An 11,143-nucleotide genomic window follows, 5' to 3' on the forward strand; every position below is an offset into this window, starting at 1 on the left:
GAACTTCAAAAAATAGATATTGGAATATGTGGAATTGGATATAGAGCTTGTGCCGCAGGCCTAACCCGCTCCGGCCAGCAGCCGGCATGTGCCGAATCCGAAAGTCACGGAATACTGGCGATCGAGATCAGGTTTTGGTCCTGCGTCCGGCCCAAATTCTCGAAGGAACGCCGGTCCGGCCAATTCAAAAGACATCATTGCTAACTCCTTGTTACGAGAGCCGGATTAGCAACGATCAGTTGGTGATGAACAATTCCATGAAGTATAAAATTAATAACCAAATGGAATATTATAAAAATACCCATTGTCAGTGGAATATAATTCCATCAAGAGCAGTTTTCATAACTTATCGGAATAGGCATTTAATCCGATTTAGTTTGTAAAATTTGGTATTTTTTTGACCATCGCGGGAAACAGGGACTTTACCAATGCAAGAACTCAACTTGAAAGATCGCAGACGACCAAGCTTAAGAAATTCTGGAAAATTTAAGAAACGACGAGCTGTCCAGTCATTTGAACATGGACATTTTTGTTGCTTGCCTCATCCTATCTATGGCGACAATCGATCGAGCATGTTTGGCGGAATTGCCAAATGGAGAGCAGGGTCTTGGCCATTTATCCAGCCATAAAATTACCACCTAATCATCGAGGATATTGCGCCATAACCTGATCGTCATATCATCATTTGACGGGTTTGCACGGTCAAAAGACCGCTGTCGCAATTATCAAGTCTTCCCCCAAAAGCACTGACAAATTGTCAGACTATTGACTGGTAAACGATGGAACTTTCACGCCTTCAAGTCTTTCTAGCTGTAATGGATTGTCGAAATTTTGCGAAGGCCGCTGATGTTATGGGCATGTCCCAGCCAGCGATCAGCAAGAATATCAAAAAGCTGGAAGACCACCTAGATGTAAAGCTTTTCGAACGCGGCCGTCATGGTGCGGAACCAACCAAATATGCCGAAGCTATCGAACGACGTGCAAAACTACTCCTCACAGAAAGCCGCTTGATCCAAGCAGAAGTGGAAGCATTGCGCGGCTCGCACAAAGGACAGTTGATGATAGGCGGTGCACCACCATTCATGTCCAAAATATTACCAGAAGCGCTGCATCTGTTTCGCAAACGTTGGCCTGAAGTCCATATCCATGTGGATCACGGACTGTCTCCTTTGCTTTTTTCCGCGCTGGAGCGCGGCCAGTTTGATTTTATCGTATCCATCCCACCAGTCCACCTGCTTCACAATGAACTGACCAGCATAGAATTAAAGTATAAACACGAACGCAGCTTGGTCATGCGACGCGATCATCCTCTCAGCAGGACCGATGATGTCAGCCTGGAACAGCTGGCAAAATATCCGTGGGTAGTTGCGCGGGGGCTGGGTAACTGGAAAAAAATCAGCAGCGTGTTCCTGATGGCTGGATTGGAACCGCCCAAAATAGCCATCGAGACCACTTCTAATACTCTCACCAAGGCCCTCATTGAACAGGACAACTATATCTGTGGTCTCAACAAGGACATATTCGATCTGGAAGAGCAAAATGGCATCTTGACCTGTCGGTCTCATAAATCCCTTTTTAAACCACGCACTGCTTATATTACCCACCGTCGCCGCAGCCCCTTGTCCGCTCCAGCACGAAACATGATAGAGATCATCAAAAATGTTTGCCGGACACTCTACGAGGCTACTCCTTGAGAGCATGAATTTTTCCAAACGGAGATATATGTTCATAAAGCTTCAGAGGAAAGAAACCCAATTTGTACGTCGAAATCAGATGGTACCGTTAAAAACGGCTGAATCTTGGTAATCTGGATCTTGTCATACTAGAAATCATAGGCACAAATATTCAGCGATAATTTGATCGAGATTTCCGACATTTGCCGGCCCTTAATAATAGCTTTGTGAATACATGTTCCCAAAGCAATACTAACTCTTCTCGAAGTGCTTACCTAAACCTCCCTACCCAATTTTCCCAAAAAACTACCCATATTTCGCTTTGCCATTCCTCCTCGTAGCGCTGAAAAAGGTCAAAATGAACCTGGATGGCGCATCACATGATTGTAAATTCAACTTTTTCCGCAAGCGAAGCGCTCGTTGTCATGGTCATTCTGACAACTTGCCCGGGCGTTGATTGGTAAATGATGGAACTTTCACGACTCCAAGTCTTTCTAGCTGTAATGGATTCTCGCAACTTCGCGCGAGCGGCAGATGTTATTGGCATATCGCAACCAGCAATCAGCAAGAATATCAAGAAGCTGGAAGATCACTTTGACGTAAAACTGTTTGAACGCGGGCGGCATGGAGCAGAACCAACAAAATATGCCGAAGCTATCGAACGACGCGCAAAATTACTCCTAACAGAAAGCCGTTTGATAAAGGGCGAGGTAGAAGCATTGCGTGACACACACAAAGGACAGTTGGTGATAGGGAGTGCACCGCCTTTCATGCCAAAAATATTACCCGAATCCCTTCATTTGTTTCGGAGACGCTGGCCGGATGTTCACATCAATATCGATCAAGGCATATCAACGACTTTGTTTCCAGCACTGGAGCAGGGAGAGTTTGATTTCATCGTTTCGCTGCCGCCTGCACGACTGTTGCACGATGAATTAAGCAGTATAGAGTTAGTGTATCGGCATGAACAGCGTTTGGTTGTACGCCCAGAACATCCCTTGTGCAGAAACAACAATATTGATCTGGAACATCTTGCAAAATATCCTTGGGTTGTTACGCGAGGGCTTGGCGATTGGCAGAAAATCAGCAGTAACTTCCTGATGGCTGGACTGGCCCCACCAAAAATAGCCACAGAAACTACGTCCGACGCCCTCACCAAAGCGCTGGTTAAACAGAACGACTATATCTGCGCGCTCAACAATGATATATTTGCGTTGGAAGAAAAAAGCGGCACTTTGATGAGGTTGTCGCACCCCTGCCTGTTTGAACCACGCCAAGCCTATATAACGTATCGCCGCCGCAGCCCCTTGTCCGCTCCAGCACGAAACATGATCGAAATAATCAAAAAATCTGCCAAATATTTCACCGAAGAAGGTACGGAACATATTCAAAGCTCAAGCCTGCAGTAGCCTGAATCCGATCAATCGTCGCCCATCATTCGAAAATACTTTCCTGACAAGAACCCAAATTCTTGGCAATGAAACTCAAAAAATCATGCAGTTGACTCAGCCTAGACAACAGGGAGTCGTTCTCCCGCCAAGATATGCCTTTGGTCAAGGTAACCCAATCATGGGCATCGGTACTATCAACAAGCGAAAAACTAAAACTCGCATGAGCGCAAAAGTCTATCTCAAAAACTGTATTGACCGTGTCAGGTTGGTCAAAAAGCGCCCCAAGACGCGTCGCGAATATTTGGGGATATTACCGTCAGATTACTGCGGAGATTAATTCAGCTACCACCGCTCTAATATGGGTATATTTATCGGGATAATTTTTTGGTATATGTATGAATAACTGTTATATCCTAATAATACTTGAATTTGTGGCGGAGAGACACTCCGTTTTGCATATCCGTATCAGAAAACCGGCGAAAACTGCATGTCGCGCACAGCGACCTTTTCGACAATTGCATCCGAGGGAAGCGCATTCTCATAGACCTGAAGGAGGTGGGATGAATATCGTCCGTCGTCCGGATGACCATCAAGCAAAACTATGCGCATTTGTCTCAGGTGCCCCACATTTGTAGTTTCGATAGAATGCTCTACACTAAACAACATCTTGTCGAGGGCAATCAATTCATCGAACGGGAGTGATACGAACCGGTAGCTCTAAAATTGGAGCGTCCTCTTTTGCGCCCAAAACGGACATTAACTCGCATTCCCCGATCACTCATCCAAATTGCTGCCAGAATATCCGGCCAGCCACATAGAGAATTAGCAACGCCGTCAGTCGCCTGATCCAGTGTTCCCGCAGTGCCTTGCTGGCCAGAAAACTGCCAATCTGACCGCCCACCAATACGCCAAGGAACAATGGCCAATAGGACAAGAGCATGTCGGCAACCTGCCCCTCCTGCTGCCACGCTGACTTCATCAACTGTCCAATCAATCCGCTTGCCGAGTTAACGAGGATGAAGACACTCGCGGTCGCCGCTATTCGGCGGCTATCAGACCAGTTCATTAACAACAGGATCGGCGCCAGAAATATCCCGCCACCGATGCCGACCATGCCGGACAGGAAACCAATGCCGCAGCCAACAATTGGCGCGAACCAAAAACCCTGCTCTGTTTGAGGCCGTGAACCAACGGTCTGGCTGCGGAAAAAAGGTTCTGTGAGGAGCAACAGAGCGGCAACGGTCAAAGACAGCCCCAATAGGACAAGAAAATTATCCTGATCTATGGCCAGACGCCCACCGACCCAGGCCGCCGGCACTGACAACAGCAAGATCGGCCAAATCCTCCGCCAATCGATCAGTCCGCGCGCTTGAAAGCGCACCGTCCCGCCCAAGACCACGATGATGTTACAGATCAGGGCAATGATCGGCAGCAGGCGATAGTCCAGATCGGCCAGAGCCAGTAGGGCGATGTAGGTCGAACCACCGCCAAATCCTACTGACGCATAGAGCCCAGCTGTGAGCAGGAAAAGCAAAGCGAGACCAGTAATGCCCAATGCCATATCAGGTCTCGCTTATCCTTTGTCTCAGCAGATCAATATTTACCGTGACAATGTTTGTATTTCCGACCCGACCCGCACGGACAAGGAGCATTGCGGCTGACACCTTCAAAATTCACGTCCGCTGGAACTGGGCCTGCAGATTGGCGCGGTGGCAGCGTTGACGCAACCGTACCCAATGTACCGCCATCAATATCATTGCTGTCATCTTCGCCCGTCAGCGGGTCAATATGCGTGGTGAGGAAATCAGGTAATTCGGGCAATTCCGGTACTTCAATTTCTTCCTGACGATGGAACTGGCTGACTGCGATAGTTTTCGTCACACTTTCGCGAATAACCTCCAGCATGCGTTCGAAAAGACCAAAGGCCTCTTTCTTATACTCATCCAGTGGCTTTTTCTGAGCATAAGCGCGCAGGAATACCACCTGTCGCAGCGCATCAAGGGTTGCCAGATGCTCTTTCCAGTTATGGTCGAGCGATTCCAGCAGGATGGATTTTTCAATCTGAACCCAGATTTCGGGATCGATCTGTTCCACCTTCGCATTGAAATCGGCATCGGCCAGTTCAGCGATCCGTGTTTCCAGAATCTCCGGCTCAACCGCATCTTCCTGCATCCATGCATCGATATCCGGGGTAAGGCCGAATACTTCCTCGACACGCTTTTTGAGCAAGTCGATATCCCATTGCTCAGGATAGCTGCCAGGAGGACAGCTATCGGCAACAACGGCATTGGCGGTCTCAAGCCGCATATCCTCAACAACATCGCCAACCGTCTCGGCGTCCATGATTTCAGAGCGTTGCTCGTAAATCACCTTACGCTGGTCATTCATCACGTCATCATATTCGACAACCTGCTTCCGCGCTTCATAGTTACGCGCTTCAACCTTTTTCTGGGCCGTTTCAATGGCTTTGGAGAGCCACTTGCCACCAATAGCCTCCCCATCTTCGAGGTTTTTGTTCATCATCTTGGCGAACATGGTTTCGGTTCCGAAAATCCGGAGCAGATCGTCTTCCAGGCACAGGTAGAAGCGGCTGAGACCGGGATCACCCTGACGACCGGAACGACCGCGCAGCTGGTTATCGATACGGCGGCTCTCATGCCGTTCCGTACCCAGAACGAACAGACCACCTGCCTCACGGACCTGCTCACGCAACACCCGGACTTCTTCTTCTATTTTAGCGACTGCCTTATCGCGCTCTGGCCCTTCTTCCATATCGGCAAGTTCCTGCTCGATACGGAAATCAATATTCCCGCCGAGCTGAATATCGGTACCGCGACCAGCCATGTTGGTGGCAATCGTCACCGCGCCCGGGGCACCTGCCTGGGCGACAATATGCGCTTCCTGTTCGTGAAACCTGGCATTGAGAACGTTATGTGTGACGTCTTCCTTCTTCAGGAAGTCAGACAGAAGCTCCGATTTTTCGATGGAGACCGTGCCTACCAGAACCGGTTGGCCCTTGTCGCTATGTTCCTTGATTTTCTTGGCAATAGCCGCGAACTTATCCAGCGTGTTTTTGTAAAACTCGTCATTCTCATCGATACGCTGAATGGGCTTGTTCGTCGGAATGGTTACGACGTTCATTTTGTAAATTTCGAAAAATTCTGCCGCTTCCGTTTCTGCTGTACCGGTCATACCTGACAGTTTCGGATACATACGGAAATAATTCTGGAACGTGATCGACGCCATGGTCTGGTTTTCGGGTTCGATCTGAACGCCTTCCTTGGCTTCCACCGCCTGATGAAGGCCATTGGACCAGCGGCGTCCGTCCATCATACGGCCGGTAAACTCGTCGATGATGACCACTTTGCCATCTTTGACAATATAATCCGTGTCCCGCTTACGCATGACGTTGGCCATCAGGGCCTGATTCAGGTGATGGACGACTTGTGTGTTCTCAAAGTCATAGAGGTTGTTGCCTTCCAGTAGTCCGGCCTCTTCCAACAGCCGTTCGGCTTTCTCGGTTCCCTCTTCGGTCAGCGATATCTGACGGCTTTTCTCGTCTTTTTCGTAGTCTTCCTCGTCAATATGCTGAACAATCTCATTCACCGACACATAGAGATCGGATTTATCGTCCGTCGGGCCTGAAATGATGAGAGGCGTCCGCGCTTCGTCGATCAAGATGGAGTCCACCTCATCGACAATCGCAAAGTTGAAAGGCCGTTGGACCATCTGGGCACGGTCATGTTTCATATTGTCGCGCAGATAGTCGAAACCGAACTCATTATTCGTGCCATAGGTAATATCGGCAGCATAAGCCTCACGCCTCTGCTCTTCGCCAATATTGGGAATGATCGTTCCAACGCTCATGCCGAGGAAATTATATACTTGGCTCATCCACTCACCGTCGCGGCGGGCCAGATAGTCGTTCACCGTAACAACATGGACACCCTTGCCTTCGATCGCATTGAGATAACAGGCGAGCGTGGCGACGAGCGTTTTACCTTCGCCTGTCCGCATTTCGGAGATTTCCCCGCGATGCAATACGATACCGCCGACCATCTGCACGTCATAATGGCGTTGACCCAAGGTCCGTTTGGCGGCTTCACGGACAACCGCAAAGGCCTCCGGCAAAATATCATCGAGTTTTTCACCATTAGCTACACGTTCGCGGAAATAAGGGGTTTTTGCTGCCAGCTCCTCGTCCGATAGAGGTTCGATTTCTGGTTCGAAAGCGTTGATCTTATCAACCACTTTCATGATGGATTTAACGTAACGGTCGTTAGAAGACCCGAATAGGGATTTGGCAAAGCCGCCGATCATGATGATTTCCGATATTTCTAAAGCTATTGGACGTGGTTCACGCCCAGATTTATCTGCATTTGGGGACGATTGGGGACAATTCAACGCGAGTGATTGTCCAGAAGACGGCTAAGGCGCGCCTTCGACATGCTCCAGCTTGTCACCAATGGTTGAAAGGACCGGCAATACCGACCAGAAAACAGTGGTATCGCGGCCGCCAGGCACGCGAACTGCAAAAGGCGTTTCGCTCTGAATGAAGGCCCGAGCCGCTTTGTCCCAGCCCGATGGCGTTGCCAATTCAGCTTCTGAAGCGACTTCATTGCCAGCGGTTTCTGTTGCCATAGCAGCAGCCGGCGCATTAACGCCCACTGCATTGAAAAGCAGCAACATAAAACTTGCAATATAGACGTTCATCAATAAGCCCTGTGAGAAGAACTTCGCTTTAGCAAACCAATAGATAAAGGCAAGTTAAGTGTCAGAAACTATATCGCCCCTTGCCCCTGCAGATATCCCAAAGCTTCCGGAAATTTCGGGCGTCACCTGTCGCATCGCTCAGGCGCGGTACAAGGAATGGGATCGCTGTGACCTCACCTATATCGAATTGAACGAAGGCACATCCGTCGCGGGCGTGCTCACACAAAGCAAATGTCCGTCCACAGAAGTGGAATGGTGCCGCAAAGCCTTGCCCGGCGGCAAGGCAAGAGCACTGGTCGTCAATGCTGGTAACGCCAATGCCTTTACCGGCGCGCGTGGCATGGAGGCGGTGCAACGGATATTATCCCTTTCCAGCAGTCATTTAGGATGCACAGAGGAAGAGATATTCGTGTCCTCTACCGGTGTTATCGGCGAACCTTTGCCCAAAGATCGGGCCGAGGCCGGCTTAAAGGCTGCTTTCACCGCGAAGCCTTGTAGCTGGGAAGAGGCTGCTGCCACGATCATGACCACCGACACCTTTCCCAAAATGGCGACTACAAGCGCAATTGTTGATGGGAAAACGGTATATTTGAATGGTATCGTCAAAGGCTCCGGCATGATTGCACCGGATATGGCGACAATGCTCGGTTACATTTTTACGGATGCGACTGTCGATGCCGGCGTGCTGCAGGAAATGCTGAATGCAGCGACCGCAAAAAGTTTCAACTGCATCACGGTGGACAGTGATACATCGACCAGCGACACTGTTTTGGCCTTCGCTACGGGTCAGCATGACACCCCTGCCCTAACCTCCTTTGAAGACGCCGGGGCTGATGCCTTTCAAGCAGCCCTGAGCGATCTATGTATGCAACTGGCGCATCTCGTAGTCCGCGATGGCGAAGGCGCCAGCAAATTTATCGAAATTGCCGTGACGGGCGCTCAAAGCGACGACAGCGCCAAGCGTATCGCTCTCTCAATCGCCAATTCTCCGCTCGTCAAAACCGCAATTGCTGGAGAAGACGCCAATTGGGGCCGCGTCGTCATGGCGGTTGGCAAAGCCGGCGAACCCGCAGACCGCGACAAGCTGTCCATCGGATTTGGCGGTATCATGGTTGCGCGCGACGGTCTCGTGGTGCCGGATTATGACGAAGCCCCGGTCGCCGAGCACCTGAAGGGCGACGTAATTGACATCAGCGTCGATATCGGGATCGGTAACGGTAAGGCCACAGTCTGGACCTGCGACCTGACCCATGGATATATCTCGATAAATGCCGACTACAGGAGCTAGAATGACCGAAATCATATTGCATCACTACGAAAATTCGCCTTTCGGACAAGCGATGCGGCTCGCGCTCGGTTTGAAGGGCATAGACTGGAAGTCTGTCCAGCAACCTGACATTTGCCCCAAACCGTTTCTCAGCGCGCTTACCGGCGGTTATGAGCGCATACCCGTGCTGCAAATCGGTTCGGATATCTATTGCGATACGGCCGTCATTGTCGACGCGCTTGAGGCGCTTAAACCTGAGCCAAGCCTTTATCCAAAACCGCTGGGCTTTGCCGGTCGGATGATAGCCTTATGGTCGGGCGGCCAGTGGTTCATGCCAGCAGTTGGCGTGGCTCTTGGCACCAATCCTGAGATTGTCAGCGATGAATTTTGGGAAGATCGTGCCAAACGTTTCGGTATGGATCGCCGGAAGTTCCTACCAATGGTGCCGCATCTGACAGCACAATTTGAAGCCGGCGCGGCCTTGGTTGCCGAAACCCTGGCCGATGGACGGGACTATATTAGCGGTGACTTGGCGGGCCATGCGGACCTGATGCTTTACATGAACATTCGTTTCGCCAGTTTTGCTGGCAAGAAACCGTCAGACTTCGGCTCAGATGTCGCGGCTTGGTATGATCGTATTGACGGCATTGGTTATGGAAATTTCGAGGAATGGACGGGGCAGCAAGCGATCGACTATGCCAAGGCGTCAGAACCGGTCAGCAGCGGGTCGGTGGATCCGGCATCAGGTTTTTCCGCTGGTGACAAGGTTTCCGTAAGAACCGAGACGCCTGATCCTGCAGCCGTTAGGGGTACATTGATCGGCCTTAATGATCGGGAAATCATCATCAAACGAGAGGACGAACAAACTGGCGCGTTGCACGTACATTTCCCACGTCTGGGGCAGATATTGGCCCCGGCATGAGTTACTCCAGCCTCAACCTGTCGGTGCGGGATATCCTGAAAGACGTGGCGAAAGAGGTCGTACTCCCACATTATCAGAACCTCAAAACCGCCGATATTGAGGAGAAGTCACCCGGCGATTTGGTGACTGTGGCTGACCGGCTAAGCGAAGAGATGCTCGGTGAAAGATTGACCGCCCTGCTCCCAGACGCCGCCATTGTGGGTGAGGAAGCCAGCGCAGCTGATCCCTCGGCCATGGATCATCTGGGTGACAAGCGGACATGGATTATCGACCCGATTGATGGAACCGGAAATTTTGCAGCAGGCAAACCACCTTTTGGAATGATTGTGGCGCTGTCGCAGGAAAATGAGACTGTTGCTGGCTGGCTCTATGATCCATTGAAGGACCGGCTTTGCTATGCCGCAAAAGGGCAAGGTGCCTTTATCAATGGTGAAAAGCTTAGCGTATCAGTCGATCCAGATGGAAAACCCATAGCCGCTCTGGCGACTGGCTTCATGACGTCAGAGCAGCGGGACAAGCTTCTTAACGCAGCGGATGGACATTATGAAATTGTCGATATTCCGCGCTGTGCGGCGGAGCAATATCCGCGGCTGGCGCTTGGCACCAATCATATTTCCACTTTTGAACGCAGCCTGCCCTGGGATCATGCCGCGGGCATATTGTTCCTGAATGAAGCGGGCGGGAAAGCCGCGCGCTGGAACGGTGACCCCTATCGGCCTGCTGATCGCAGAACGGGATTGCTCGGGGCCTCATCGCCGCAATTATGGGATGAGGCCGCCGAGCTTCTGGGGGATGTTTTTGCCGATTGAATCAATTTAAATTAAGCTGGCAGGCTTTCTTCCAACCATGATTTCAGCTGGCTCTTTGGCGCAGCGCCGACTTTGGTTTCAACCGGCTCACCATTGTTGAACAGGATCATTGTCGGAATGCCGCGCACGCCGTATTTTCCGGGCGCATCCGGGCTGTCGTCGATGTTGAGCTTGGCAATTGTGACCTGCTCGCCCAGTTCATCGCTGATTTCTTCCAGCGCTGGGCCAATCATCTTACAGGGGCCGCACCATTCTGCCCAGAAGTCGACAAGCACGGGGCCGTCGGCTTTCAGGACATCTTGTTCAAAACTCTCGTCAGTAATTGCTTTGGTAGCCATAGGGAATCTCCTTTGCTTGTTTAAATATAA

Annotated in this window: 11 protein-coding genes; 5 read left to right on the plus strand and 6 right to left on the minus strand. The window is 50.7% G+C overall.

Annotated elements, in window-relative coordinates; genetic code table 11:
• Positions 1-60: 60 nt before the first annotated feature.
• Positions 61-198 (minus strand): hypothetical protein, encoded by a 138-nt coding sequence (locus BS29_RS09895; RefSeq protein ID WP_229953498.1) that lies wholly within the window; start codon positions 196-198, stop codon positions 61-63.
• Between the two features lie 617 nt (positions 199-815).
• Here BS29_RS09895 and BS29_RS09900 point away from each other — a divergent pair.
• Entirely contained in the window at positions 816-1,694 is an 879-nt protein-coding gene (locus tag BS29_RS09900; RefSeq protein ID WP_229953499.1) for a LysR family transcriptional regulator, read from the plus strand.
• A 482-nt stretch (positions 1,695-2,176) separates the two neighbouring features.
• Entirely contained in the window at positions 2,177-3,082 is a 906-nt protein-coding gene (locus BS29_RS09905) for a LysR family transcriptional regulator (protein WP_229953500.1), read from the plus strand.
• 447 nt (positions 3,083-3,529) lie between these two features.
• Here BS29_RS09905 and BS29_RS09910 read toward each other — a convergent pair whose 3' ends face one another.
• From BS29_RS09910 to BS29_RS09925, 4 genes are all read right to left on the minus strand, one after another.
• Positions 3,530-3,673, minus strand: a complete 144-nt coding sequence (locus tag BS29_RS09910) for an NADPH-dependent FMN reductase family protein (protein ID WP_229953501.1) — start codon at positions 3,671-3,673, stop codon at positions 3,530-3,532.
• A 169-nt stretch (positions 3,674-3,842) separates the two neighbouring features.
• The gene (locus BS29_RS09915) at positions 3,843-4,625 is read right to left on the minus strand and encodes a sulfite exporter TauE/SafE family protein (protein ID WP_229953502.1); all 783 of its coding nucleotides are present in this window, start codon (positions 4,623-4,625) and stop codon (positions 3,843-3,845) included.
• 32 nt (positions 4,626-4,657) lie between these two features.
• Positions 4,658-7,384 (minus strand): preprotein translocase subunit SecA, encoded by a 2,727-nt coding sequence (gene secA / locus BS29_RS09920; RefSeq protein ID WP_229953503.1) that lies wholly within the window; start codon positions 7,382-7,384, stop codon positions 4,658-4,660.
• 108 nt (positions 7,385-7,492) lie between these two features.
• Positions 7,493-7,777: a hypothetical protein gene (locus tag BS29_RS09925; RefSeq protein ID WP_229953504.1), complete on the minus strand. Its 285-nt coding sequence runs from the start codon at positions 7,775-7,777 to the stop codon at positions 7,493-7,495.
• Between the two features lie 58 nt (positions 7,778-7,835).
• Between BS29_RS09925 and argJ the strand changes: the two genes are divergently transcribed.
• Genes argJ through BS29_RS09940 form a run of 3 tightly spaced genes read left to right on the plus strand, consistent with a single transcriptional unit; the run spans position 7,836 to position 10,775 of the window.
• Positions 7,836-9,065 (plus strand): bifunctional glutamate N-acetyltransferase/amino-acid acetyltransferase ArgJ, encoded by a 1,230-nt coding sequence (argJ, locus tag BS29_RS09930; RefSeq protein ID WP_229953505.1) that lies wholly within the window; start codon positions 7,836-7,838, stop codon positions 9,063-9,065.
• A gap of 1 nt (position 9,066) precedes the next feature.
• A complete protein-coding gene (locus BS29_RS09935) occupies positions 9,067-9,966 on the plus strand; it encodes a glutathione S-transferase family protein (protein WP_229953506.1) in 900 nt (299 codons plus the stop codon).
• Positions 9,963-10,775 carry an inositol monophosphatase family protein gene (locus tag BS29_RS09940; protein ID WP_229953507.1) on the plus strand — a complete coding sequence of 271 codons (813 nt, stop codon included), beginning with the start codon at positions 9,963-9,965 and terminating at the stop codon, positions 10,773-10,775. Before BS29_RS09935 ends, BS29_RS09940 begins: the two co-directional genes overlap by 4 nt.
• Positions 10,776-10,786: 11 nt before the next feature.
• Here BS29_RS09940 and trxA read toward each other — a convergent pair whose 3' ends face one another.
• Entirely contained in the window at positions 10,787-11,113 is a 327-nt protein-coding gene (gene trxA / locus BS29_RS09945; protein ID WP_108809917.1) for a thioredoxin TrxA, read from the minus strand.
• Between the last annotated feature and the right edge of the window lie 30 nt (positions 11,114-11,143).

Source organism: Parasphingorhabdus litoris DSM 22379 (assembly GCF_020906275.1).
Classification (GTDB): Bacteria; Pseudomonadota; Alphaproteobacteria; order Sphingomonadales; family Sphingomonadaceae; genus Parasphingorhabdus; species Parasphingorhabdus litoris.

Excerpts from the sequence above, each read along its gene's own strand:
- BS29_RS09895 (WP_229953498.1), bottom strand. The coding sequence starts at position 198 with ATGATGTCTTTTGAATTGGCCGGACCGGCGTTCCTTCGAGAATTTGGG.
- BS29_RS09900 (WP_229953499.1), top strand. The coding sequence starts at position 816 with ATGGATTGTCGAAATTTTGCGAAGGCCGCTGATGTTATGGGCATGTCC.
- BS29_RS09905 (WP_229953500.1), top strand. The coding sequence starts at position 2,177 with ATGGATTCTCGCAACTTCGCGCGAGCGGCAGATGTTATTGGCATATCG.
- BS29_RS09910 (WP_229953501.1), bottom strand. The coding sequence starts at position 3,673 with ATGCGCATAGTTTTGCTTGATGGTCATCCGGACGACGGACGATATTCA.
- BS29_RS09915 (WP_229953502.1), bottom strand. The coding sequence starts at position 4,625 with ATGGCATTGGGCATTACTGGTCTCGCTTTGCTTTTCCTGCTCACAGCT.
- secA (WP_229953503.1), bottom strand. The coding sequence starts at position 7,384 with ATGATCGGCGGCTTTGCCAAATCCCTATTCGGGTCTTCTAACGACCGT.
- BS29_RS09925 (WP_229953504.1), bottom strand. The coding sequence starts at position 7,777 with ATGAACGTCTATATTGCAAGTTTTATGTTGCTGCTTTTCAATGCAGTG.
- BS29_RS09935 (WP_229953506.1), top strand. The coding sequence starts at position 9,067 with ATGACCGAAATCATATTGCATCACTACGAAAATTCGCCTTTCGGACAA.
- BS29_RS09940 (WP_229953507.1), top strand. The coding sequence starts at position 9,963 with ATGAGTTACTCCAGCCTCAACCTGTCGGTGCGGGATATCCTGAAAGAC.
- trxA (WP_108809917.1), bottom strand. The coding sequence starts at position 11,113 with ATGGCTACCAAAGCAATTACTGACGAGAGTTTTGAACAAGATGTCCTG.